General features: G+C 34.2%; 23 protein-coding genes and 1 pseudogene. 19 read left to right on the forward strand and 5 right to left on the reverse strand.

Going from position 1 to position 25,381, the window contains the following annotated elements; genetic code table 11:
- Positions 1 to 292: hypothetical protein (locus JCM12304_RS08550; protein ID WP_157360450.1), on the reverse strand; the 292-nt coding region annotated here is incomplete at its 3' end.
- Positions 293 to 590: 298 nt separating this feature from the next.
- Between JCM12304_RS08550 and JCM12304_RS08555 the strand changes: the two genes are divergently transcribed.
- The 5 genes from JCM12304_RS08555 (at position 591) to JCM12304_RS08575 (ending at position 8,546) form a co-directional block, all read left to right on the forward strand.
- Positions 591 to 1,916, forward strand: coding sequence for a TniQ family protein (locus JCM12304_RS08555; RefSeq protein WP_060679775.1), 1,326 nt, complete (start codon positions 591 to 593; stop codon positions 1,914 to 1,916).
- 26 nt (positions 1,917 to 1,942) lie between these two features.
- On the forward strand, positions 1,943 to 4,609 hold the full coding sequence (locus JCM12304_RS08560; RefSeq protein ID WP_060679778.1) for a TnsB C-terminal domain-containing protein: 2,667 nt from the start codon (positions 1,943 to 1,945) through the stop codon (positions 4,607 to 4,609).
- Positions 4,610 to 5,620: a TnsB C-terminal domain-containing protein gene (locus tag JCM12304_RS08565; RefSeq protein ID WP_060679780.1), complete on the forward strand. Its 1,011-nt coding sequence runs from the start codon at positions 4,610 to 4,612 to the stop codon at positions 5,618 to 5,620.
- Between the two features lie 157 nt (positions 5,621 to 5,777).
- Positions 5,778 to 6,929, forward strand: coding sequence for a TniB family NTP-binding protein (locus JCM12304_RS08570; protein WP_060679781.1), 1,152 nt, complete (start codon positions 5,778 to 5,780; stop codon positions 6,927 to 6,929).
- 111 nt (positions 6,930 to 7,040) lie between these two features.
- Positions 7,041 to 8,546, forward strand: coding sequence for a helix-turn-helix domain-containing protein (locus JCM12304_RS08575; protein ID WP_060679783.1), 1,506 nt, complete (start codon positions 7,041 to 7,043; stop codon positions 8,544 to 8,546).
- Between the two features lie 502 nt (positions 8,547 to 9,048).
- On the opposite strand, the gene JCM12304_RS08580 is transcribed toward JCM12304_RS08575, so the two are convergent.
- Positions 9,049 to 9,456, reverse strand: coding sequence for an LAGLIDADG family homing endonuclease (locus JCM12304_RS08580; protein WP_060679785.1), 408 nt, complete (start codon positions 9,454 to 9,456; stop codon positions 9,049 to 9,051).
- Positions 9,457 to 9,604: 148 nt separating this feature from the next.
- Between JCM12304_RS08580 and JCM12304_RS08585 the strand changes: the two genes are divergently transcribed.
- On the forward strand, positions 9,605 to 10,663 hold the full coding sequence (locus tag JCM12304_RS08585) for a M42 family metallopeptidase (protein WP_172675273.1): 1,059 nt from the start codon (positions 9,605 to 9,607) through the stop codon (positions 10,661 to 10,663).
- A 50-nt stretch (positions 10,664 to 10,713) separates the two neighbouring features.
- Here the strand turns inward: JCM12304_RS08585 and trhA are convergent, their stop codons facing one another.
- Complete coding sequence (gene trhA, locus JCM12304_RS08590; protein ID WP_019377615.1) at positions 10,714 to 11,361, reverse strand: PAQR family membrane homeostasis protein TrhA; 648 nt, start codon at positions 11,359 to 11,361, stop codon at positions 10,714 to 10,716.
- A 138-nt stretch (positions 11,362 to 11,499) separates the two neighbouring features.
- On the opposite strand from trhA, the pseudogene JCM12304_RS08595 reads away from it, so the two are divergent.
- From JCM12304_RS08595 to JCM12304_RS08605, 3 genes and pseudogenes are all read left to right on the forward strand, one after another.
- A pseudogene (locus tag JCM12304_RS08595) lies at positions 11,500 to 12,079 on the forward strand (DUF1836 domain-containing protein).
- 17 nt (positions 12,080 to 12,096) lie between these two features.
- Positions 12,097 to 13,068, forward strand: a complete 972-nt coding sequence (locus JCM12304_RS08600; protein WP_060679787.1) for an LLM class flavin-dependent oxidoreductase — start codon at positions 12,097 to 12,099, stop codon at positions 13,066 to 13,068.
- Between the two features lie 292 nt (positions 13,069 to 13,360).
- Positions 13,361 to 14,578, forward strand: coding sequence for an MFS transporter (locus JCM12304_RS08605; RefSeq protein ID WP_040955976.1), 1,218 nt, complete (start codon positions 13,361 to 13,363; stop codon positions 14,576 to 14,578).
- Positions 14,579 to 14,800: 222 nt separating this feature from the next.
- Here the strand turns inward: JCM12304_RS08605 and JCM12304_RS19375 are convergent, their stop codons facing one another.
- Positions 14,801 to 14,941, reverse strand: coding sequence for a hypothetical protein (locus JCM12304_RS19375; RefSeq protein ID WP_157360451.1), 141 nt, complete (start codon positions 14,939 to 14,941; stop codon positions 14,801 to 14,803).
- Positions 14,942 to 15,152: 211 nt separating this feature from the next.
- Here JCM12304_RS19375 and JCM12304_RS08610 point away from each other — a divergent pair, with 211 nt between their 5' ends.
- The 5 genes from JCM12304_RS08610 (at position 15,153) to JCM12304_RS08630 (ending at position 18,631) form a co-directional block, all read left to right on the forward strand.
- A complete protein-coding gene (locus JCM12304_RS08610; protein WP_060679789.1) occupies positions 15,153 to 15,506 on the forward strand; it encodes a lmo0954 family membrane protein in 354 nt (117 codons plus the stop codon).
- A gap of 14 nt (positions 15,507 to 15,520) precedes the next feature.
- On the forward strand, positions 15,521 to 16,171 hold the full coding sequence (locus JCM12304_RS08615) for a PspA/IM30 family protein (RefSeq protein WP_060679791.1): 651 nt from the start codon (positions 15,521 to 15,523) through the stop codon (positions 16,169 to 16,171).
- Positions 16,172 to 16,243: 72 nt separating this feature from the next.
- A complete protein-coding gene (gene liaF, locus JCM12304_RS08620) occupies positions 16,244 to 16,981 on the forward strand; it encodes a cell wall-active antibiotics response protein LiaF (RefSeq protein WP_060679793.1) in 738 nt (245 codons plus the stop codon).
- Positions 16,978 to 18,009, forward strand: a complete 1,032-nt coding sequence (locus JCM12304_RS08625; protein ID WP_060679795.1) for a sensor histidine kinase — start codon at positions 16,978 to 16,980, stop codon at positions 18,007 to 18,009. The genes liaF and JCM12304_RS08625 overlap by 4 nt, the downstream gene beginning before the upstream one ends.
- A complete protein-coding gene (locus JCM12304_RS08630; protein WP_060679797.1) occupies positions 18,002 to 18,631 on the forward strand; it encodes a response regulator transcription factor in 630 nt (209 codons plus the stop codon). The genes JCM12304_RS08625 and JCM12304_RS08630 overlap by 8 nt, the downstream gene beginning before the upstream one ends.
- A 171-nt stretch (positions 18,632 to 18,802) precedes the next feature.
- Here the strand turns inward: JCM12304_RS08630 and JCM12304_RS08635 are convergent, their stop codons facing one another.
- Positions 18,803 to 19,816 (reverse strand): aromatic acid exporter family protein, encoded by a 1,014-nt coding sequence (locus tag JCM12304_RS08635; RefSeq protein ID WP_060679799.1) that lies wholly within the window; start codon positions 19,814 to 19,816, stop codon positions 18,803 to 18,805.
- Between the two features lie 192 nt (positions 19,817 to 20,008).
- Between JCM12304_RS08635 and JCM12304_RS19380 the strand changes: the two genes are divergently transcribed.
- From JCM12304_RS19380 to JCM12304_RS19740, 5 genes are all read left to right on the forward strand, one after another.
- Complete coding sequence (locus tag JCM12304_RS19380) at positions 20,009 to 20,104, forward strand: hypothetical protein (protein ID WP_019377605.1); 96 nt, start codon at positions 20,009 to 20,011, stop codon at positions 20,102 to 20,104.
- A 76-nt stretch (positions 20,105 to 20,180) separates the two neighbouring features.
- Complete coding sequence (aceB, locus tag JCM12304_RS08640; protein ID WP_060679858.1) at positions 20,181 to 21,776, forward strand: malate synthase A; 1,596 nt, start codon at positions 20,181 to 20,183, stop codon at positions 21,774 to 21,776.
- On the forward strand, positions 21,776 to 23,053 hold the full coding sequence (gene aceA, locus JCM12304_RS08645; protein ID WP_019377603.1) for an isocitrate lyase: 1,278 nt from the start codon (positions 21,776 to 21,778) through the stop codon (positions 23,051 to 23,053). Before aceB ends, aceA begins: the two co-directional genes overlap by 1 nt.
- 274 nt (positions 23,054 to 23,327) lie before the next feature.
- The gene (locus JCM12304_RS08650; protein ID WP_172675274.1) at positions 23,328 to 24,608 is read left to right on the forward strand and encodes a coiled-coil domain-containing protein; all 1,281 of its coding nucleotides are present in this window, start codon (positions 23,328 to 23,330) and stop codon (positions 24,606 to 24,608) included.
- A gap of 67 nt (positions 24,609 to 24,675) precedes the next feature.
- Positions 24,676 to 24,960 (forward strand): hypothetical protein, encoded by a 285-nt coding sequence (locus JCM12304_RS19740; protein ID WP_218185780.1) that lies wholly within the window; start codon positions 24,676 to 24,678, stop codon positions 24,958 to 24,960.
- Positions 24,961 to 25,381 lie beyond the last annotated feature (421 nt).

A 25,381-nucleotide genomic window follows, 5' to 3' on the forward strand; every position in this document is an offset into this window, starting at 1 on the left:
ATTTAATATTAAAATGTGGAATCGAGAATAGGACTTCATCTTCAGTCTGATTATGGTCTTGGTATATTATCAACTCAAATTGTTGGAGTACATAACCTTGATAAAAATATTTGAAAATCCATCGGTGAAAATTAATAAGGTCCTCTGTCCATGCAATATAACTATTTGATTCATTTTCGAAGTATTCGTAGTTAAACGGTTCGTCAATTGGACAATCGTACCAAGTTACATCTACACAATTAAAATTATTTTTTTCCTCTTCCATAGTAAAAACAGCTCTAAATGATAGCATTTATTAAACCTCCTAAGATAATTTTAAGTATTATACTCTATTAAAAAAGCTATTCGAATAGCTAACTATAATTTTTTTATTTTAATTTAAAAATAAGGTCTAAATGTACTCTAAATCGTATATTTAAACCTTATTTTCATGTGTGAATAAATACAAAAATACCTTACTTTAATCCAAATAAGGCCCAAAACAGACCGTTTATGCCCGTAAAACGACCTGATATGGAAAAGGTGAATAGTTAAATGTTCTATATGGCAATAATAACTATTAATCTATTAAATTTATGGGGTGTAATAGAATGATAGAAATAAATTTAGATTCTAGAAGTGATTTATACAGTATTGAACCAATTGGTTTGCAAACTGAGTTAGTTGAAAGCCTGAGCAGTTATTTAATTAGGGTAGCATATGAACACAACCTCTCTGTTGGTCATTTATTCAATAAGATGATTTTTCCTGAAATGAATAAGAGTTATTTAGAACGGGCTTCAGCTTATGGAGGGAACCGCTTTTATGAAAAGGCAAAAACTGTAAATGGATACATGGAAATTGCTGTTGAACTTGCATGGACAGTTGAGAAGTTAACATCCAGAGATGACCTAATTAATTTAACCTTGTACAACCTAAAAGAATTCATTCCATTGAGAAATTTACTGAAGGATACACTCACTTGGTGTCCTGACTGTATTAGAACTTGGGAGAAGGATGGAGAGGTTATATATTATCCGCTGATATGGCATTTAAAACCTGTAGAGATTTGCAAAAAACATAGTCGTTTTTTAGTTGATAGATGTCCTATATGTAAAAAGAAAGTTGATATCATACGCAGGCAAATGGTTCCCGGCTATTGTCCAAATTGTTCCTCTATATTAGCCCAAGAAAGTGAAAGCAAAAGGATCAATCTAGAAAAATTCAGGTGGGAACTTTATGTTTATGAAAATGTGAAGGATATTTTATCAATAAATCATAACAAGATAGATGTTCAAAGTTTTAAGCATACATTTATAAACAAATTGAAAGTAATAAATGAAGAACGTTTTTCAAATAATGTTGCGGGTTTTTCAAGTCACCTAAGTATCCCAAAAAGCACTCTCCGATATTGGCTATATGGTCAAAACTTTCCTTCTTTAGATAACATACTAAAAATATGTTTTAAATTAAATAAAGAAATTTTAGATTTCCTCTTAGAATCTCAAAAACTAGATGTTAATATATTTCAAATTAATGACAAGCGGGTCATTAATAATAAAACAAAACAAACTCGAAAACCACTTAATTATGATGTAATTGAGAAAAAACTGATTGAACATTTAAGTACAGATACTCCAATATCGATGAATTCAGTTGCAAAAGTAATTGGTCGGGATAAGAGGGTATTGTACAGAAATTTTCCGGATCTTTGTAAACAAATATCGAGGAGATATTACGACTATATAAAAGAAAAGTCAGAGCTAAGAATTAAAAGGTTAAAAGAACAAATTAATCTAGCCTTTAATGAGTTGGAAAATGAAGGATTATATCCTAGTCGTAGAAAAATTGAAGACAAGATTAATAAAAATGGGGTTTTAAAAGAAAAAGGTTTTACAAGATTATTGGAAATTTTTATTAGTACAAAGTGGTTATGAGTATAAGAATAGGAGGACATATTTAAATGATGAGTTCAAGTGAGTTTGATGAATGGGCAGCAAGAATGGACTTAACGGAAGAGGCAAAGAAGGAAATTCAACGGATAAGACAGTCCCCTCCAGCAAGACGGGTTGGGGGAGGTAGAAATAACGTTAGTGGAAGGTATAGTAGTAAAAAGATGGGGGTTACCATTCAATTTGAGAGCCATAAGGTTGAATTACCAACTATCTATATGATGGAATTTAATGATGATGTTTTGGAGTATTATGATCAACCACCCAAAATAAAATTGAATTATTTTCAAAGTAAGAAAGATAAAAATAGAAAAATGGCTTATTGGTATACAGCAGATTTTTTTGTAATCGAAAAGGAAAGAGCCTATTGGGTAGAGTGCAAGACAGAAGAACATCTTATTAAAAAGTCTCAGGAAAAACCAGATAGATATTTTAGAAATAATGGAAGATGGGAATTCGCACTCGGAAAAAATTATGCAATACAGTTTGGTTTGGATTTTCTTGTACGTTCGTCATCTGAGATTAATTGGATACTTCAACGTAACCTTGAATTTCTGGAAGATTATATTACCAATGGGCATAAACCCGAAGATCAAATTATTGCAAAGATTAAGGAGGCAATAATATCTGCGCCCGGTATAACCATACTAGAGCTTATTCAAAATGCAGAGGAACGGTTTACCTCTGATGATATATATGACTTAATAGCAAATAACATCATCTATATTGATTTGTACAACGATTTAATAACCGAACCAGAGAGTGTAAAGGTATATCTAAATAAACAACAGCATAAGGGTTTTTCGATAATTGAAAAATCAAGTAGAAAAAGAATTTCACCTAAGATGATTGAAATAAAAAACGGGAATAGTATTTTATGGGGAGATAGTGCTTGGACTATCTTAAATTACGACAGTGGCAATAAAAAAGTGTTTCTATATTCAAAAAGTACAAATGAACATGCTGAATTACCAATCCACTTGTTTGAATCATATATATCAGAAGGTTATATAAAGGCTGTGGAAAGTAATAACAATAAAGAAAGTATTAAATTAAACAAGATGATTGCCGAAGCTAGTGAAAAGGACTTAGAAGAGGCAAATAAGAAATATGAAATTGTTACAAAGTATCTAAACGGAGAAAATGTTCATTTAAATGTTACTAGAAGAAGTCTCAGAAATTGGGTAAAAAAATACAATGATGCAGAAGAATTATATGGAAATGGTTTTGTCGGACTTCTTCCCAGAACAAAAAAAAAAGGAAATAAAAATTCGAAATTGCCACCGGAAACAGAAAAAATAATGAGTGGTGTAATTGATCAAAGTTATAAAAACATTAAGTCTAAAACAGCGAAACAAGTTTATCGTGAATTGTTAGTTAAATGTGAAGAACTTAATATTGATCCACCATCATACCAAACATTGTGTACTGCGATTAATAATCTTTCTAAATATGAAGTAGCAGAATCTAGAAAGGGAAGAAGAGCAGCATATAAGTTTGAGGAATTTTATACTGAATTAGAATTTACTACTCCGAAGCATGGGGAGCGTATTTTCGAACTGGCGCATATTGATCATACTGAGCTAGATATTGAACTAAAACTTACTAGTCATAAGACCATGAGACCGTGGCTTACCGTGATGATTGATGCCTTTTCTAGAAGGGTCCTTGCCTTTTATCTAACATTTGAACCACCTTCATACCGGAGTTGCATGATGATTATTAGAGAATGTGTAAAGAATTATAACCGACTACCTAACTTCCTTGTTCTGGATGGGGGAAAAGAATTTCATAGTGTATATTTTGAGTCTTTACTGGCCTTTTACGGTGTTCACAAGAAACAGAGACCTGCTGCAAAATCAAGATATGGAAATGATGTGGAAAGATTATTCGGCATAGCTAATAAATTGTTTATTCATAACCTTGCTGGAAACACACAATTAACAAAAAATGTAAGACAAGTTACTAAATCAGTAAATCCGAAAAACCATGCAATTTGGACACTAGAAACTTTAAATGAAGCCCTTGAGAACTGGTTTAATATAGTTTATGACAATAAAATAAATCCATCGCTTCATCAAAGTCCAAAAGAATCATATGAAGAATCAATTAATGTTTCTGGAAGTCGTCCGAATACCTATATTTCTTATGATGATACTTTTATTTTAATGACATTACCATCTCCAAAAGGAAAAACTAGAAAAGTACATCCGGGTAAAGGTATTAAATTATCATATTCATATTATTGGTGTGACCAATTCAGAAATCCAAAAATTGAAAATTCCCAAGTTGAAGTAAAATATGATCCTTTCAATATTGGAATTGCATATGCATATGTAGGAGATCAATGGGTAGAATGCCAATCTGAAGGTTACAAATATTTATATGGTAAAAGTGAAAAACAAATGAAAATTATTACAGAAGAAATCAGGCAAAAGAATAAATTATATTCACAAAACAATACAGTGACAGCAAAAATGATTGCACAATATATTATAGACTCTGAATTAAAAGAAGAAGAATTAATAAATGAAAATTTAGCTTCAACTAAACCTGAATTAAAGGTCTTTGAAAGCAACGATAGATCAAATGATGAAAATGTGGAAGATAGTAATTCTAATGAAACAGATGATATTTATGATGACGACGATCTTGAGATATTTGGGGAGTTGATATAGGTGACAAAGGAAAAAAGATTATTTGAAAAATACCCTTCATCAGAATCTAAGAATGAACGAGAAGATATTTTAAATGAAATTACAAATGAGCAAAAGTATGGACTTGGAAAGGAAGGAAGAAGAACCTTATATAAATATGAGGGATTTTATAAAGAACTAGAATTTACTACTTCGAAATATGCTGAAGGTATTTTCGAAACAGTATATATTGACCATGCCAAATTAGATATAGAAGTAGAAATTGATGGTAAGCATTCTAAGCGACTTTGGTTAACACTAATGATTGATGATTATTCAAGAAGGGTTCTTGCCTTTTATCTAACCTTTGAAGAACCCTCTTACAATAGTTGTATGATGGTTATAAGGAAGTGCGTAAAAAAATATAACCGGCTTCCAAAAAATTTGGTAGTAGATAGTGGAATGGAATTTAATAGTGTTGATTTTGAAACTTTGCTTGCAACTTATGGAATCCATACGAAACAAAGACCACTTCTAAAAGCAGGATTTAATAATGTGGTAGAAAGATTATTTGGTTTAACAAATAAATTATTTATCCAAATCCTTATGGGAAACACGAGAAATGTACAGCAGGTTAATAATTCTGTGGACTCCAAAAACTACGTTGTATGGACACTTGAGACCTTAAATAAACGACTTGAAAACTGGATTTATAATGTATATGACAATTATATAAACCTATCACTTCAACAAAGTCCCAAAGAAATATTCCTTAATTCTTTTGAAGTATCCGGACGTCCGAATATCTATATTCCTTATGACGAAAATTTTATTTTGATGACACTACCTTCCCCAAAAGGTAAAACCAGAAAAGTTCAACCAAGACGGGGAATTAAATTAAACTATTTATATTATTGGTGCGAACAATTTAACGATCCAATGATTGAGTATACTAAGGTTGAGGTTAAATTTGATCCATTAAATACTGGAATATTATATGCGTATGTTAATAATCAATGGATTCGATGCCAACTTAGTGTTATAAGTATTTAAATGGTAAGACAGAGAATGGATAAAATTATAAGCTGTAAGGCCTGACTTAAAGATAATTAATAATGAAGAAACCTGATTAAATAAAGTGAAACTATGGGCGATTCAATTGTTCAGAGAGCGTATATGATGATTGTGGGGTTGCGAGGAGTTGGTTTAGGTGACAAAAAAACAAAGATTATTTGAAGAAGAGCTTTTAACAAAATCTAAGAAAGAGCGCGAAAAATTTTTTAATGATTTTACTGTTAGCCATACAAAAATGAAACAAGTTTCAGATGAATTAAAAAATGAAATTTATAAAGGCTCTCAAAACATCATTATGGTCGTTGGCCCATCAGGAGTTGGGAAATCCAGACTCTTTTCTGCAACAATGTTATCTGTTCTTAAAGATATGGAAGAAGAAACTGAGAAAGATAGAAGCATTATCCCTATCTCTGGTATAGAGCTTCCAAATCCAGATTTAGGGAAGTTCAATTGGAAAGATTTCTATTATAGAGTACTTTCATCATTAAGGGATCCATTAATTGATTATAAGATTGATGTTACTGATATTGAAAAGAAAAATAGGAAAAATAAGAAAAGTAACAGTAACAACCCCCTTAATGCAAATACTGCGCCAGAGCTACGTAGATCAATAGAGAGTGCATTTTTTAACAGGAAAACAAAAGCACTTCTAATTGATGAAGCTCAGCACTTTTTTAAAATTAATTCAGAAAAAAGGGGTAACAGTGAACAGAACCAAAGGCAATTTAATTCTATTAAATCATTAGCAAACATGAGTACCACAAAAATTGTTTTATTTGGAACTTATGATTTAAATGCTGTTTTCAATTTAGATGGTCAGTTATCTAGAAGGGTTAAGGAAATTCACTTTCCGAGGTATGATTATACCAATGCGGAAGATAGAAGGTACTTCCAAGCTTTATTATTGACCTTTCAGAAATTGCTACCTGTGGAGAAGGAACCCGATTTAAAGAAGTACTCGGAATATATATATGAGAATTCCATTGGGTGTGCTGGTATTCTGAAGAATTGGTTACAAAGATGCCTTTCAGATGCTATAGAAAAAGAAGAGAAAACTATTACCTATCAAAATTTGAAAAGAAATGCTTTACAAACAAAAAAGCTTTTAACACTAGCAAAAGAGGCAATTACTGGAGAGTACTATTTCAGTGATAATAAAAAAGACAAAAATGAGCTTCAAACCTTGCTGGGAATTAAAAATGAGAAAGATAATGAAAAACCAAAAAGAAAAAATAATCCTAAGCCGGGAATTAGAAAACCAGAAAGGGATACTGTAGGATTGGCCTAAGCTTAGGGGATATAAAATATTAAAGAAAAATTGAGTAGGTATTTCCTGCTCAATTTTTTATTTCTTAGATTTACTTGTTAACGCATTATCATACATCAGGAGGAATCAGTAATGAATTTATATTTAAGCAGTTTAACAGATGAACAAAGAATAGTAGATTATTTTTTATCCACCAGAACAGAGTTATATAATATTGAACCGATTGGAATTGGCACACCTTATGTAGAAAGTCTATCAAGTTATATTTCTAGAATCGCGGAAAATCATAATTTAGCTGTATCACCATTGCTGAGTAAAGTAATTGCACCTATGCTAAATATAGATTATTTAAAAGATCAACTTAGACAAGGAATAATTAAGGATACCTCACATTTTATTAATGAGAATAGTCCCGTTACTTTGGAATATTGTAATGCATTGGAATTATTAACAAGTAGAGATGATCTACGTAATCTGACAATGTTAAATTGGCAAGGGATTTTTTCAACAAAACTCTTTTGTAGATATAGAAAGTGGTGTCCAATATGCTTAAATAAAATGAAATCCGATTCAAAGATTATATATGAACCGCTAATTTGGTATATTTCTGATATAAAAAAATGCGAAGTACATGAAGTAGTACTACACGACCAGTGTCCAAATTGTAAAAGAAATTTACCGTATTTGCATAAGGAACTAATGGTTGGATATTGTCAATATTGTGGATCGTGGTTGGGAGGTGAATTGGTATTTAATAAAGAAATTTTAACCGAGGAAGATATATTTATTTTCCAAAATTATAAGGAATTGCTTGCAAATTCATCAAAGCAATCAATTTACCCAACAAGAGTTTTTATTTCAAACTTTTTAAATAGATTAATGAAGAAATTAGATATTAAAAGTGTAGCAAAGTTGGCAAATATTTTAGAGTTAAATTCAGCAACGGTCAATTCATGGGTAAAAGGAAGAAGACATCCTTCAAGTGAAAGTCTTTTAAAAATTGGTCGAAAAATAGGTTTAACTATTTATGAGATGCTTTATGACAATAATAAAAAGGTAGTGCTTGAAATAAAAAAAGATAGCTTTACACCACAGAAACCTATCCCAATAAGTGAGATTGAAAATTGTCTAAGGAAAGAGGTCAATTCAAATGAGCCAAAAAGTCTAAATAAAATATCCAAAGAGTATGGTTTTTATGTACCCACCGCAAAAGGGAATTTTCCTAAATTATGTGAAGAGATAACAGAAAGCTATAATTATTATAGAGAACAACAGGTAAGAAAAAGAAGAATCGAAATTGAAAAAATGTTAACAGATTGTTTAAGTCTGGATACCCCCATAAGTTTAAATCAGTTTTCAAGAGATTATGGTATAACTTTAATAACTGCAAAAAGAGTTGCCCCAAATTTATGCAAAAAGGTCGTTAAACGATATGAAGAGTATATTAGTGAATTAAAAAGGAAGAGGGTTCAAATTATAAAAAGAGATATTAAAGAAATTGTAAATATTTTACATCAAAAAGGAATTTATCCTAGTTCAAATAAGGTACTAGAAAATCTCGAAAATAAGCATTTATTTAGAAAAGAATGGGTAAAACAGGCTTGGAAGGAGGCTTTGGAAAGTTTAGGATATAATTGAATATTTAATTCTACAATTGTTAATCTAAAATTGAGTGTAAAAGGGTACTGAAATTAAGTAAACCATATAGTTTCCTAAAATAGAAATGTAAAGCATATAATTTCCTAAAATAAAATTGTAAAGCATAAAGCTTCCTAAAAGTAGAAAAAAGAGGTTATTACTCGATTGTATTTGAATGGTAGTAGTCTTTTGGGTTAATAAGTCTTTTAAAAAGAGCTGAGATACCTTGTGGCTCTAGGGTTGGAAGTTATATGCTTTATTTCTAGGAAATTATATGCTTTACGTCACAGTGTTAAATGTTGTGTCGTACCAGTAAAGTTACCGTTCCATAACTTTATAAGTGCTAACATGAAATCTGTCCACAATCCTAATAAATGATAATGTAAAAAATTCAAACAACCCCTTATACACATACTTCTTTTATGTTTAAGAGGGTTAAGGTAGTTTAGTATAGAAAGCTATATGTTTTTATAATATACTAAAGCACGTCAATAAGTCTCCATTATTGCAAAAAGAATTCTTCCTCAAATTTTTTCTTTTTTTCTAACATAACTTTTGTATACTTTCCATTTCGAACAGTTACTTTGTCATAATATTTCATTATCCATTGTGCTCTCTTTCTTTTCTTTTCAATCCTTAAATATGGACTAATTCTTTTTAACAGTGAAAATACTTCATATTTTTTTAAAATATAAAGAGTATAAGAGTTTTTATGTTTTGTAGGATGATAATTTTTCTTGCTATTAATGCGCCCTCCCGCTATTGACTGAATATAAATAAGTAATTCAAGATCGTTTGATGATATAGATATGCAGGGCCTTCGATGTTCTTTTGAATGATGTCTAGTAAGCGTAATAGTTCCCTCTCCATCAATTATACCAGCTAAGTAGGCTGCTTCCCAATTTTCCAAAGAAAATCCTCCTCTCCTTTAGAACATAAGTTCTTATTATTGTATACCTTATTCTTCATATATACAATAGATTCCTTAGTTATTTGTCTTGTAAACGATCAACCATGTTATAGTATAAATGAAGCTATAATAAGAAAGGGGAATTTTTTTGACTACATATCCAAATATTACAGAAACAAAAAATTTAATAAAACAGTTAGTATCTATTCCGAGCCCAGCAGGTTATACCACACATGTCATTCATTTTGTGGAAGATTACTTAAAAGAATTAGATGTGGAGACAAAACAAAATCGTAAAGGTGGACTTATCGCTACAATTCCAGGTGAAAATAAGCAGGAACATCGTATGCTTACTGCACATGTAGATACACTAGGAGCAATGGTAAAAGAAATTAAGTCAAATGGCCGCCTGCGTCTTGATTTGATTGGTGGGTTTAAGTTTAATGCTATCGAAGGTGAATATTGCGAAATACATACGCCGGAAGGTAATACATTTACCGGCACTATTTTAATGCATCAAACCTCTGTACATGTTTATAAAAATGCTGGTGAAGCTAAGCGTAATCAGGAAAACATGGAAGTGCGTATTGATGCAAAAGTGGAGAATGAGATAGATGTCAGAAAGCTTGGAATCGAAGTTGGAGATTTTGTATCATTCGACCCTCGTGTTGAGTTAACAGACAATGGATTCATTAAATCACGTCATTTAGATGATAAAGCAAGTGTTGGGATTTTGCTTCAACTCATAAAGAGAATTAAAGAAGAAAAACTCACTCTACCTTATACTACTCATTTTCTGATATCAAATAATGAAGAGATTGGATATGGTGGGAATTCCAATATTCCACCAGAAACAGTAGAGTATCTCGCAGTAGATATGGGAGCAATGGGAGATGGTCAGACAACTGATGAATATACAGTATCGATCTGTGTAAAGGATTCCAGCGGACCATATCATCTAGGCTTACGCCGCAACTTAACGGAACTTGCTAAGCAAAACAATATTGGTTATAAATTGGATATTTATCCGTATTATGGGTCAGATGCTTCAGCTGCAATCCGTGCAGGACATGACATTGTGCATGGTCTGATTGGACCTGGAATTGATTCCTCCCATGCGTATGAAAGAACACATGAGGATTCGTTAAAAAATACGGAAGAATTACTGTATCACTATGTCAAGTCACCAATGGTACAATATAATTAGTTAGAAAGAAGCAATATAAAACCGGACTCCTCAATGGGAGCCCGGTTTTTTTATAGTACATACAAATAGACGCAGAGGAAATGAAACAGACTGCCTGCCAAGATAAATAAGTGGAAAATTTCATGAAAACCAAAATGCTTAAATGATAGAAACTCTGGTTTTAACCAATAAATTAAGCCACCGACAGTATAAATTATTCCTCCAATTATTAATAACATCATTCCATTTGTACCAATAATTGGCGCAAGCGAAGAACTAAAGAAGACGACAATCCACCCCATAGCAATATAAAGTGCTGTGGATAACCATCTAGGAGCATGAAACCAGATTAATTTAAAAGTTACACCCAAGAGTGCAATGGCACTTATTATTGAAAATAGTACCCAACCAGTAATCCCATTTAGACTGATTAAACATAATGGAGTGTATGTTCCGGCAATCAGTACAAAAATCATGGAATGATCTACTCGTCTTAAGAAAGCAATTACATGATCTTTGGCAATAACCATATGGTAGGTTGCTGAAGCTGCGTATAACAGTGTCATACTTATACCAAAAATAGTAACAGCAACAATAGAAATAATCGTACCTGTCTCTGTTGAAGCTTTCCATATCATTGCGACCAAGCCAATAATGGAGAGAATTGCTCCAAACAAATGTGTTAGTGAATTAATTGGTTCCCGGATAATATTGTTCATGTTATTAACACCTTCAATTCATCATGTAGTTTTAAAAACTATATTACAATACTATACATATATTATCAAGTAGTCAAGGGTTTACACGTTACCAACCTTCTTCTATAATAGAACTAAAAATAATTGGAGTTAGTTATAATGAAAAATTTACAAGAACTACTTAATGATATGCATCTAAATACGAATATGAAGATTGAAGAAATCCCTGATTTGGATTTATATATGGACCAGGTTATACAGTTATTTGAGAATAAATATGCATCTTCCAAAAGGTATGCGGAAGATAAGATTTTAACGAAAACGATGATTAATAATTATGCAAAAGGGCAGTTATTTTATCCAATTAATAACAAAAAATATTCTAAAAACCAATTTGTTGTTAATTAGTTTGATCTATCAGATGAAAGGTACTTTAACCATTAATGATGTTAAGCAAACATTACATTTGTTGAATTCTAAAATAACTGAGGAAGATTTTGACCTCCAACAGCTATATTCATCTTATTTAAAGTTAACGGAGGCAAATACAGAAACTTTTAAAAAGGATGTAGTTAACCATGAAGAAGAGGTTAATCAGTTGGTATCCAAGTTGCAGGATGGGCACGAAGATTATTTGAAGCAACTTCTATTAGTTGCTGTATTTACAAATATGAGTAATTTTTATCGGCGAGCGGCGGAAAGAATTGTCGATGAAATTGGAAGAAAAGAAACAGAATAAAGAAGGAGAGACGTAAATTGAAGTTAAGTATTCTTGATCAGGTACCCATATCAGAAGGAAGTTCTTCTCAGGAAGCTTTGAAGGAAACCGTAAAACTTGCAAAACTTGGGGATGAACTTGGGTATAAGCGGTACTGGATTGCTGAGCACCATGACATGAAAGGTCTTGGATGTCCTGCCCCCGACATAGTACTAAGCTTAATTGGGAGTCAGACAAATAATATCAGAATTGGTGCTGGAGCAGTATTGCTACCACATTATATGCCTTTCCACGTTGTAGAAAAGTATAATCTGCTAGCCACTTTGTATCCGAATCGTGTTGATCTAGGAATTGGTCGTGCACCAGGCGGATCTGCAGAAGTAACAATGGCATTGTCTGCTAATTTTTTGGAAAATGTACGCAAGATGCCAGATTCAATTAATGATTTGTTACACTTTTTGAATCATAGTTTTCCTAAGGACCACATGTTTTCAAAGGTTAATCCAACACCCTTGCCACCAGTCTCACCAGTTCCATGGTTGCTGGGAACAAGTGAGAAAAGTGCCATTCAAGCAGCTGAAAAAGGTCTTCCATATGCTTTTGGACATTTTATGGCAGATGGAGATGGCACTTCCATTATAAAGAAGTACAAACAAGGGAAGACAAGTAAAGAGGCACTTATCGCTGTGTCGGTTATTTGCGCTGAAACGAATGAAGAAGCCAGCATATTGGCAATGGATAGTAAACGATGGAAAATAGAACAGGCAAAAGGTGAAGGGAATGGTGTGCCTGACGGTAGGAAAACAGGACATTTAACAACTGAAGAAAAACGACAACTTGCTTCTTCGGACAGCAAATTGATTATCGGTGACCCTAAACAAGTAAGAAAGCAACTGGAAGAGTTACAAAGAGTTTACGAAGTGGATGAATTTATGATTCTTACAATTACACATAATTATGAAGCAAGAAGAAGGTCTTATAAGTTACTGGCCAAAGAATTCGACCTATAACGACAAAATTCTTCTTGAATAATTTTTTTTAGCATGGTAAGCTGAATAAAGAAAAATACCTTTAAAGTAGTCCAGAGAGACTAAAAAGGGTCGGAAATGTACATAGTTATATAACTATGCCCTTTTGTCCTCTGTAGACAAAGGGCATTTTTTAATGTCTAAATCTGCGAAACATAAAGGTAATTATTTTCTCTTTTAAACTTGTCCTGTGAGACTTGAAAAGGGAATGGATACCTCATCCATTCTTCAGAGCCTTACAAGAAACACATCAAAAACTGGAGGGTGGTACAACATGAAATATCGTAATAAAGCAGTAGTTGCATCAACAGCAGGTTTAACTTTAGAAGGAATGGACATTATGTTTATTTCTTTCGCTATGTCAATGATCATTACAAACTTTAATATCGACCTGGCAACAGGGGGTCTTATATCTTCCATTACAAATATAGGTATGCTTGCCGGAGGAGCAATTTTCGGTATACTTGCAGATAAATATGGTAGAGTAAGAGTTTTTACGTACACCATTATTTTATTTGCTATAGGGACATTTTTGACTGGATTGGCAACAAGCATCGAACAAATTTACGTTTTTCGCTTTATAGCTGGACTGGGAGCTGGCGGTGAGTATGGAATTGGAATGGCACTAGTAGCGGAGGCTTGGCCAAAAAATAAACAGGGTAGAGCATCTTCCTATGTAAGTATTGGCGCACAATATGGAGTTATACTAGCAGCTTTATTAAGTGCAATCATTCTTCCTACACTTGGATGGAGAGCGTTATTCTTTATTGGTATTTTACCTGTCATTTTTGCTTTTATAGTAAGACGCAACCTTGATGAATCTCCAGAATGGGTTGCTGCCCAAAAAGAAAAACAAAAGGATAAAACAAAAGAAGAAAAAGGAAAACTTATCCAATTGGTAAATAATCCAAGAACAGCTTTTACTACGATAGCTTTAGCATTAATGGCAACAGTTCAGATTGCTGGTTATAATGGGTTAATGATTTGGCTGCCATCCATGCTTCAACAATCCCAAGGCTTATCAGTTTCCAGTTCAGCAATATGGACAATAAGCACCGCCGTAGGGATGATTCTGGGAATGCTTACGTTTGGTCAGTTCATGGATCGGTTTGGTACCAAAACAGCATATGGTATCTTCCTCCTAGCATCAGCGGCAGCCGTATTTATTTATTCCTATGCACATGGGGCAGCAGCAGTACTTATTGGTGGGGCCATTGTCGGTTTCTTCTCCAATGGAATGTTTGCTGGTTATGGAGCACTTATTAGTAACTATTATCCTATTCACATAAGAAGTACAGCAACGAATACCATTTTTAACTTTGGTCGCGCAGTCGGTGGTCTATCACCTATATTAGTTGGTTTTATTTTACAGCATTTTGATATGACAGTGGCAATGACATACCTTGCACTGTTATACTGCATCTCATTCGTAGCCATGCTAAGCTTACAGCAGAAAAATAAAAAGAAAGAGCTTGAAATAAAGACTGCTTAATAAAAAAAGAAAGACATAGTAGAGTAACCCCTCTGCTATGTCTTTTTACATAGAGAGCTCTTATAATAGTCCCAGTATGGATAGAAAGCGAAGTAAGTTTGTTTGCGAATGTCTCCGGCAGATTATCTCTTTCTCCTGCCGATTAATTTGTTCTCCGGCGGATTATCTCCATCTGCTGCCGATTAATTTGTTCTCCGGCGGATAGTCTTGATCTCCTGCCGATTAATTTGCTCTCCGGCGGATTATCTTCACCTGCTGCCGATTAGTTTGCTTTCCGGCGGATAGTCTTGCTCTGCTGCCGATTAGTTTGTTCTCCGGCATTACCTCCGCTATGCTATTAATTGTTCTTACACTAGTTCGCATTTTCCTCCTACTGTATAGTAACTTAAATAAAATGATGTAACTGTTAAGCTTCATTATTTAAAGGGAGTCAGTTCTTTTTTTACCCCTATAACCCGAGCAAGTTTACATGCTATTACGCCTCAAGACCTAGTCAGAAATATTGCTTAGGTTCATTACCAAAAAATCCTCTTACCAATAAAATTAAATTATGATATTGAAAGGAGGCGTAAAGGTGAAAAAATTTCTATTGTTTGTAGCTGGTTTAATTGCATTGTTTGTTTTAATTGCAAATATTGGACCACTGATTTTGTTAGGATTGAGCATTTGGTTGTTGTATGTGGTATTTAAAAAATTTGTTAAAAGTGATTCTATTACCGGGAAAATTGGTTGGATCGTTTTAGGACTCGTCATTCTGAGTATCACTTTTTCGAACATATTTGCGGTTATTGGTGTGGCAGCAGCCTATATCCTCTATCTAATCGTAAGTAATTGGAAAAAAGATGCAGACGACTCAGTTGTTAAGGTAATGGAAGATGACGACCCGTTTACTAATTTTGAACGTCAATGGGCAGATTTAAACAATTAAAAGGAGAGATTATAATGACTTCCATATTTACACGAATAAAAGATTCTATTACTACAGACCTTCATCACTTGATGGATCAAAAAGAACAAAAGAACCCTATTGCGGCATTAAACCATTACTTAAGACAAAGTGAACAAGAAAAGGAAAAAGTAAGGAAATTGGTTGATCGTCAATATAAATTAAAGGAGGAATTCACCAAAGAATATATTCAAGCAAAAGATATGGCAGAAAAGCGATTAAGACAAGCTAGCATTGCTGAAAAAGCAGAAGAACAACAAATGTATGAGTTTGCCATTAAAGAGCATGAAGAATACCAATTGCGAGCAGATAGAATGAAAGCATCGTATGAAGAAGCAGCGAAGCAATTGGAAACATTGGAACAAAAATATGAAGAAATGAAACATAAATTAAAAGATATGCACTTACGACGCATGGAGTTAATGGGCCGAGAAAATATTGCAAAAGCAAATTATCAAATGAATAAAGTTGTCGATTCTTCTGCAGAAAAGCCATACTCTAAATTTGCCGAGATGGAAGGGTATATTGAAGGCCTGGAGTATAAAGTAAATAGCGCGTATTACCGTACTACCTTTGACAGCAAGATAGCTAAATTAGAAAAAGAAATGGAAGGCAAGATGGAAAAGGAAAAAGAATCTGTGGAGTAGATAGAAAAGATGATATACTTAAACAGGCGCAGGTATCTGTGCCTGTTTTACTTAAATAAAGGAGGACGCTTGATGTTTAAGCATTTGAATACAAATACACTTAATTGGATATTAATCATTGGCGTTATCCTATTTATTATTGAGTTAACCTTTTTTCATGGTGGGATGATCGCATCCGCTTTGTTTTGTGCACTTTTTATCTATATTGGATGGAAAAACTTCCTCCAACTATGGGGGAAAATATTTTTTTGGTTTGGTATAGCAGGAGCTGCATTTTCTATTTTAAATATGCTTGCTGTACGCTTTCTGATTATTGCTGCCATCATTTTATTTATAATGAATTATTCTAAATCCAAAAAAAATACAGAAGTAACCTATCCAACTATACCACCAAATCAAAAAGAGGATATTGCAGATTCTGCTGTACTAAAGGTAGAGCCGCTATTTGATAACTCGTTTTTTAAAGGAGACAAAACGGATGACTCAGCTTACCATTGGCGAGATGTAAATATCCATGGAATAATTGGGGATAGAGTGATTGACCTTAGTAATACGGTTCTTCCTAATGACACAGCTGTTATATCTATTCGTCACATGGCTGGTAATATAGAAATCTATGTACCATATGACATAGAAGTTAGCATTCTTCATAGCTCTTTCTTTGGCCGCGCCCAAATTTTAGATCAGTACCATACAAAACTAATGAATCAGTCATTAATATACAAGACAGAAAAGTATGATGAATCACAAACACGCGTAAAGATAATCACTTCCGTTTTCTCTGGAGACATCGAGGTGAAGCGAATATGAATACAGTTATTCGTCATATCATCACTGCTGTTCTACTTGGTTTTATCTTGACATTTATTGTAACTGTTGTTACATTATTCGTTTTTGTTAACGACTGGTCGTTGATAGCCGGGACAAAAGTAGGTGAAGTCAATTATCTTGTTATTTTGTTTGGTATACCATTTGTCGGCGGATCGATAATTGGTATAGTTACAGGTACATATTGGCAACAGCGGCTTCGCCATATAGAAAAACAAATGGATGAGTTATTGAAAGGCAGAAAGGTAAAAGCTGCGTCAGAATTTAAAGAGATAAAGAAAATAGAAACTTTTCTAATAGAGATTCAGGAAAAAATCCGAGATCAAACAGAAGCGGCTCAGCGTCTGGCCACTGACAGGGCAACAGAGAGAGAGAAGAGTTTGCAGGAAGTGGTAGTGCAGGAAAGAAACAGGCTTGCAAGGGAATTGCATGACTCCGTTAGTCAACAGTTGTTTGCCGCATCTATGATGATGTCTGCGATTAATGAAGAGAATACTTCTACACCAGTTAGAAAACAGCTTCACCTTGTTGAAAATATGATTCAACAGTCCCAAATGGAGATGCGAGCTTTGTTACTTCATTTACGACCAGTCGCATTAAAAGGTAAGTCTTTACACGAGGGAATTAAGGAACTATTACTAGAACTTACTGAAAAAGTACCGATGAAGATTACCTGGAAAATTGAAGCATTTCATTTAGATAAGGGTGTTGAAGACCAACTGTTTCGTGTTACCCAAGAATCGGTTTCGAATACCTTAAGACATTCAAAAGCTACTAATCTTGAAGTAATACTTATGGAAAGAGATGAGACGGTTATCCTTCGGGTGGTTGACAATGGAATTGGTTTTAATATAGATACTGTTAAAACAAACTCATATGGTTTGCAAAATATGCGGGAAAGAGCTTTTGAAATCGGCGGCTCATTTAAAATAATAAGTATACCAGGAGAGGGAACTAGAATGGAAATAAAAGTTCCTAATTTAGGCAAGGAGGGAAAGCACCATGATTAATGTCTTATTTGCCGATGACCATGAAATGGTGCGGATCGGTGTTTCAGCATATTTATCTGCACAGAAAGATATAAATGTAATTGCCGAAGCGGATGATGGAGGGGATGCTGTCAGATTAGCCTTGAAGCTAAAACCTGATATTATCTTAATGGATCTTGTGATGAAAGAGATGGATGGAATAGAAGCAACCAGACAGATTATTCAACAATGGCCGGAAGCAAAAATCATTATTGTAACAAGCTTTCTTGATGATGATAAGGTGTATCCTGCATTGGAGGCGGGGGCAGCAAGTTATATGTTGAAAACGTCTAAAGCAAGTGAAATAGCAGAAGCGATTCGGGCAACTTATCAAGGTCAGTCTATATTGGAGCCGGAAGTGACTGGAAAGATTATGAACCGAATGCGGTCAAAGAATGATGAATACCTTCATAATCAGTTGACAGATAGGGAAACAGAAATTTTATTACTAATCGCACAGGGGAAGTCCAACCAGGAAATAGCAGATGAATTATTTATTGCGGTAAAAACTGTAAAGGTACATGTAAGTAATATATTGGGAAAACTACAAGTACAGGACCGAACCCAGGCTGTTATTTATGCATTTAACAATAATTTGGTTTGAAGTTAAACGTTCAACTAAAAAGAGACTAATAAAAAACTAAAATCCGAACCGATTTAATTAATAAATCTTGGTTCGGATTTTTATTTTTTACTACTTAGTGACGCGGTTATTTTGATCAAATCATACCTACATTTGAATTTTTACTTAAAAATATTACTTAGTTATGCCAGCCTATTTAATGTTATAAAATCGATCTACAAGATTGTAAACCGCAACTAATTCATAAAGAATAATAAGTTCAGGCGGAAATTTTGTTGGATGCTTGTCACTATCTTTTGTAATCTCTTCATTATCCTCCCAAAAAATTTCAGTAATTTGTTGTAATTCCAATTGATGTTTTTCAGGTTGATAGTAAGTGGGATCACTTAATGCTTTCGTCAATTCTGTTACAGCATGAAGAATAATCTTTCTTTCCTCTGCAGACCAGGAAATATCTCTTAAAGGACTATTAATGAGATTATCCATATGGTAGTGAATTAAGCGCAGCCTCACTATTTGGTCTTGAACTTTTTGGAATTGCTGCTTTTCACTAGCTGCTAGTGGATGGTACTTGGATTCATCTTTCTGAAACCTTATCAATAGCTCCGTCTGTAGGATTTTTTTATCCAACTCGGCTACCATTTCCTTTTCTATTTCATCTTGATCATCATGCCTATCTTCTAAAATGTCTTTAAATACTTTCTCAATAATTTTCCCAGTACGATTCGCCATGGATTGGATATTATTCTGTATGTCATTCTTGTAATCTGGTGGCAGCACAAACATATTTACAGCAGTTGATACTAATAAACCAACAGTAGTTGTACCAAGACGAATGAAAAAAGAGAATAAAAAGTTACTATGAATTACTTCAATCATTGCTACTGCTGTTAATGTTGCTACTAATAAACCTGCATGTAACCTTAAACGAAAACAAGTCACGATGGTGAAGACAGCAGCCAAGGTATAAGTTAGTGGAGAGTTACCGAATATAGAAATAAAAAATACAGCATAGGCTGAACCAATTGCTGATGCAGGAAACCGAATAACACCCTTTTTGATGGAATCAGAAACAGTTGGCTCTATAGAAACGATTGCTGTAATTACTGCAAATACCGGTGGCCAATCCAGTAGCTCACATATCCAAGCTGTTAAAAATATGGCAACCCCTGTCTTAATTACTCGTCCCCCTACAATTTTTTTCAATGAAACTACACCTCAATTAAACGTTGTCTTTATCGTATTTCTTAGCTTATTGCATTATCTATTTTCCAACATGAAAGTAAAATAATCAAATATTTTCCTGAAAAAGGGTTGCAATTTTTAAAATAATCGAATAGACTGTATTATAACAAAATAAAGATTAATAAAACTGTTATATATAAGGGGGGAGTAGAAATGACGAAAAGAACTTGTCCTGAGTGTGGAAAGCCGATGGAAGAAAAGAGTTATCTTATGGAATGCGATTACTGTCTCTCTAAAAAGGAAGACTAATTTTTTTGGTATTACTGTTATACAACAATATAATTAAAGGTTTATTGTATCATAACAAGGAGGTTAGATGATGTTAATGAAAAGTGAGGAATTAACGATTATACCTGAGAAAAAGTATGAAGCAATTTTAGATCCGAAGGCTATAGAATTTATTGAAAAACTGCATCTGCATTTTAATGAGAGAAGAATTAATTTACTAAAAATAAGGACTCAGTTACAGGAAAAGATGAATGAAGGAAAGAAGCCTGATTTTCTATCAGAAACGGAAGCAATACGTAATAACAATTGGACCATTGACCCCATCCCAAAAGATTTAAAAGATAGAAGAGTAGAAATAACTGGACCTGTTGATCGAAAAATGATTATTAATGCATTGAATTCGGGAGCAACTGGATTTATGGCTGATTTTGAGGATGCTACTTCTCCGACATGGGAGAATGTTATGGATGGGCAACAGAATTTAAGGGATGCCATTCGCAGACAGATTGACTTTCAATCAGAAAAAGGAAAGCAATATAAATTGAATGATGAAACAGCTGTGCTTATTGTCAGACCTCGGGGCTGGCATATGGAAGAAGAAAACATTACCTTTCATGGGAAACCTGTTTCAGCAAGCCTAGTTGATTTTGGCCTTTATTTTTATCATAATGCGAAAGAATTATTAAGTAGGGGAACAGGGCCATACTTTTATCTTCCTAAGATTGAAAATCATCTTGAAGCACGTTTATGGAATGATATTTTTGTCTTCTCTCAAAATGAGCTTGGTATTCCACAGGGAACGATTAAAGCAACTGTGTTAATTGAAACTATAACCGCAGCTTTTGAAATGGATGAAATATTGTATGAATTAAAAGAGCACTCAGCTGGATTGAATTGTGGCCGTTGGGATTATATTTTTAGTTTCTTGAAAAAATTCCATCAGGATCCTGAAATACTTTTACCTGATCGTTCGGTAGTGACAATGGAGGTTCCCTTTATGAGAGCTTACTCTTTATTGGCCATCCAAACTTGCCATAAACGTAATGCTCCTGCAATGGGGGGGATGGCTGCACATATACCAGTGAAAAATGATGAAAAGGCGAATGAACTCGCTTATGATAAAGTTCGTGCTGATAAACAACGTGAAGTAAATGACGGCCATGATGGCACATGGGTTGCTCATCCTGGAATGGTACAGTTGGTCAAAGAAGTATTTAATGAACGAATGCCGACACCAAACCAGTTTTTTAGAAAAAGAGAGGATGTCCAAGTAACACAAACAGATTTATTGGAACCACCAAAAGGGGAGATTACGGAAGCAGGACTGCGAACCAATATTAACGTGGGAATTCAATATATAGCAGCATGGTTTATGGGAAGAGGAGCAGTTCCTATCAATAACTTAATGGAGGATGCTGCAACGGCAGAAATTTCACGGGCTCAGGTTTGGCAATGGATTCGCCATCCGAAAGGGAAGTTGAATAATGGGGAAAATATTTCTACAGAACTAGTAGATAAAATGATGAAGGAAGAATTAGTTAAAATTAAAAATCAAGTTGGTGAGGATGTTTATAAGAATAACAAGTTTGATCAGGCTGCAGAGCTATTTAATCAGTTAATTAACCAGGATGAATTTGCTGAATTTCTTACATTGCCTGCATATAAGCAATTATTAAAAGGGGGAAATAAATAATGGTTAATAATCGTGCAGAAGTATTAAAAAAAGAGTGGGATAATGAGTTGCGGTGGGTAGGTGTAGAAAGACCCTATGAGGCGGAAGATGTTATTCGTCTACGTGGATCACTTGATATGCAGTATACACTTGCAGACAGGGGAGCTAAAAAGCTTTGGGAACTAATTAATAATGAACCTTATATTAATGCATTAGGGGCCCTGACGGGGAATCAAGCAGTTCAGCAAGTAAAAGCAGGATTAAAGGCAATTTATCTGAGTGGTTGGCAAGTAGCAGCGGATGCAAATATGGCTGGCCAAATGTACCCGGACCAAAGCTTGTATCCTGTAAATAGTGTACCTAACGTAGTAAAACGAATTAATCAGGCATTACAGCGTGCAGATCAAATACATTATGCGGAAGGAGATCATTCCATTGAATGGTTTGCTCCAATTGTTGCAGATGCGGAAGCAGGTTTTGGAGGCCAATTAAATGTATTTGAATTAATGAAAGCAATGATAGAGGCTGGTGCTTCAGGAGTCCATTTCGAGGATCAACTGTCCTCTGAAAAAAAGTGTGGACATTTAGGCGGGAAAGTTCTTTTACCTACTCAAACGTCTGTAAGAAATTTAATATCAGCACGATTTGCAGCTGATGTAATGGGAACTTCAACTGTTATTATAGCCAGAACAGATGCGAATGCTGCTGACTTAATTACAAGTGACATTGATCCATATGACGCAGAATTTATTACAGGTGAACGTACACCAGAAGGATTTTTCAAAACAAAAGCTGGTTTGAATCAAGCGATTGCAAGAGGATTAGCTTATGCACCATATGCGGATCTCATCTGGTGTGAAACATCAGAGCCTAATTTGGAAGAAGCGCAAAGATTTGCAGAAGCCATTCATGAAAAATTTCCAAATAAATTACTAGCTTACAACTGTTCTCCCTCATTTAACTGGAAGAAAAAATTGTCAGATACTAAAATAGCTGAATTTCAAAAAGAATTAGGAAAAATGGGCTATAAATTCCAATTTGTTACATTAGCAGGCTTCCATGCCCTCAATTATAGTATGTTTGACCTAGCAAGAAAATACAAAGATAGAGGCATGGCAGCATATTCTGAATTACAGCAAGCAGAATTTGCAAGTGAAAAACATGGATATAGCGCTACCAGACATCAGAGAGAAGTTGGTACAGGTTATTTTGACGAAGTAGCTCAAGTAATATCAGAAGGGACTTCCTCAACTGCGGCCTTAAAGGGATCTACAGAAGAAGAGCAATTTACTAACTAAATTACATTAAAGTACTCCTTTCTACGAAGAAAGGAGTATTTTTTTATATAAAAAGAGGTTTAATGTCATTATTGAAATATAATTGTAACATTGTCATAACATGAGTGAAAAATATGGATGTTATACTACAAATGTCCTAAAGATAGTGAGGACTACATACTACTTATATATTATACACATTCTCGCAATGTTTTAAGTGATAGATAGAGAGAGAGACATACACATACATACATAACGTGGTTGCGGATGTGAATTAGGAAGCGGGGAAGAGAAGTTGAAAAAAACAATAATGACAATGACTACTGTAGCAGTAGTTGGTTTGAGTAGTGCATTTTTCAGTTCAAATGTCCATGCTGAAACAGTGAATAATTTGAAAGATAAACAAGAACAAATACAAAATGATCGCTCTGAGGTGAAAGCAAATCTATCAGAAGCGGAAGAAAAAATATCAAAAGTTTTAGTAGAATTAGAGACACTTAATAAAGATATTGAAAGAGTAAACGATGCTTTAAAGGAAAATAAAGCAAAAATGGATGAGACAGAGCAGTCCATTTCAAAAACAAAAGAAGAAGTAGAAAAATTAGAAGCGGAAATTGCCGATTTAGAAGCTGCAATTGAAAAACGATTTGAGATTCTTAAGGAAAGAATGGTTTCCTATCAGAAAAGTGGCGGAGATATTAGCTATCTTGAAGTAGTATTTGGAGCTCAAAGCTTTGGAGATTTTATCAGCAGAGTATCTGCTGTAAATAAAATTGCTGATTCCGACGCTAAACTTATGGAAGAACAGGAAGCAGATAAAAAAGAAATTGAGGAAAAACAAGATAAAGTAGTGGATAAGCTCGATAACTTGAAAGATATGAAAGCAGAATTGGAAGATATGCAATCTACTATTAATGAACAAAAGAAACAAAATGTAGAAAAAAAGAAATCCCTTAAAGAAAAGAAAAGTGAACTTGTTACGATGAAGGAAGAATTGCAAATTAAAGATAGTAACCTTGCTTCTCTTGAAAGAGAAGTAAAGCAAAATATTTCTTCAGCTACTGCACCACCAGCACAAGCTGTTTCATCAAATCGTTCTGAAAGTTCAAGTTCTCAATTGTCTACATTAAGTAGCGAGAAGAGTAAAGGGAGCAGTAATACTTCCGCGCCAACAGCTTCTAAAGGCAGTGGTGGAATGAGTGCAATCTTAAATGCCGGAAACAGATATATTGGTAATTCTGTCTATGTATTCGGTGGCGGAAGAAGTGCTTCTGATATCGCAAGAGGAAGATTTGATTGCTCAGGTTTCGTATCATGGGCATTCTCTCAAGGTGGAGTTTCAGTCCCGGCAAGCACTAGCGGTCTATCTGGAGTAGGTTCTAAAGTTTCATATAGTAATGCACAACCTGGTGATTTAGTATTCTTTAACACATATAAAACAAATGGTCATGTTGGAATCTATTTAGGTGGCGGAAGATTTATTGGATCACAAAGCTCAACTGGTGTAGCAGTTGCCAATATGAACAGTGGTTACTGGAAAGACACGTTCAAAGGACATGTAAGAAGAGTTAGATAATAAACAAAAAATCCATCCTTAAAGGGTGGATTTTTTTGTGTTCAAATATATATGTTGAAATTATCCGGTGTTTCGCAAAATAGATAAACTTGGACGTGACTGTAAGTATTGTAAATTACTGTTTCTAAAAGGTACACCACTAAAATATATTTTAATACGTTTTGATGATCATCTATCGCCATTGATTTCCATTACAGATGAACGCTTTCCGCCGGCATGGCTTCAGCCGCTTCCTCCGCTACGCTCCGTGCAGGGTCTTCAGCTCATGCTATTCCGGCAGGAGTCGTCATCTTCCATTCCAATCAATTGGTATGTGCTATTGATTAATTTGAGGTATTTAAGAATTGAATAAGTAGCTCTTATCTTTAATTTTTGAGATATACACCTTAGCGAAGGGGAAATATGAAGACTCCTCGAAAATGGAAAGGCACATTTTCTTCGTGCGATGCCTTGCTGACGTAGCTTTCCTTGTCCTGCGGGAAAAGCGAGACTAGCGAGACCCCGCAGAACGGAACTAATTAGGAACAAAGGCTAAGTTCGTCACGTCCTGTGACAACGCCTTTGTAACCAGCATCCTGCAGGCCCGAGTTCGAGGAGGCTTGCAGGCCGCCCGCGGAAAGCGTAATAATTTTCCGCAGCGAGATTTGGTGCTCCACCACTACATCGCATTTTACTCCAACTGCGAATTTAATATTTCGCTTTAGTTACCTTACTAGCTTATGTTAATGTAAATAATAGTCCGTTGCTGTATATAATAAGTTCGATTTAATGTC

The organism is Virgibacillus halodenitrificans JCM 12304, from assembly GCF_001310895.1.
Classification (GTDB): domain Bacteria; phylum Bacillota; class Bacilli; order Bacillales; family Amphibacillaceae; genus Virgibacillus_Q; species Virgibacillus_Q halodenitrificans.

Excerpts from the sequence above, each read along its gene's own strand:
- JCM12304_RS08615 (WP_060679791.1), top strand. The coding sequence starts at position 15,521 with ATGACTTCCATATTTACACGAATAAAAGATTCTATTACTACAGACCTT.
- JCM12304_RS19380 (WP_019377605.1), top strand. The coding sequence starts at position 20,009 with ATGACGAAAAGAACTTGTCCTGAGTGTGGAAAGCCGATGGAAGAAAAG.
- JCM12304_RS08625 (WP_060679795.1), top strand. The coding sequence starts at position 16,978 with ATGAATACAGTTATTCGTCATATCATCACTGCTGTTCTACTTGGTTTT.
- JCM12304_RS08575 (WP_060679783.1), top strand. The coding sequence starts at position 7,041 with ATGAATTTATATTTAAGCAGTTTAACAGATGAACAAAGAATAGTAGAT.
- JCM12304_RS08555 (WP_060679775.1), top strand. The coding sequence starts at position 591 with ATGATAGAAATAAATTTAGATTCTAGAAGTGATTTATACAGTATTGAA.
- JCM12304_RS08630 (WP_060679797.1), top strand. The coding sequence starts at position 18,002 with ATGATTAATGTCTTATTTGCCGATGACCATGAAATGGTGCGGATCGGT.
- trhA (WP_019377615.1), bottom strand. The coding sequence starts at position 11,361 with ATGAACAATATTATCCGGGAACCAATTAATTCACTAACACATTTGTTT.
- JCM12304_RS19375 (WP_157360451.1), bottom strand. The coding sequence starts at position 14,941 with ATGCGAACTAGTGTAAGAACAATTAATAGCATAGCGGAGGTAATGCCG.
- aceA (WP_019377603.1), top strand. The coding sequence starts at position 21,776 with ATGGTTAATAATCGTGCAGAAGTATTAAAAAAAGAGTGGGATAATGAG.
- liaF (WP_060679793.1), top strand. The coding sequence starts at position 16,244 with ATGTTTAAGCATTTGAATACAAATACACTTAATTGGATATTAATCATT.
- JCM12304_RS08560 (WP_060679778.1), top strand. The coding sequence starts at position 1,943 with ATGATGAGTTCAAGTGAGTTTGATGAATGGGCAGCAAGAATGGACTTA.
- aceB (WP_060679858.1), top strand. The coding sequence starts at position 20,181 with ATGAAAAGTGAGGAATTAACGATTATACCTGAGAAAAAGTATGAAGCA.
- JCM12304_RS08605 (WP_040955976.1), top strand. The coding sequence starts at position 13,361 with ATGAAATATCGTAATAAAGCAGTAGTTGCATCAACAGCAGGTTTAACT.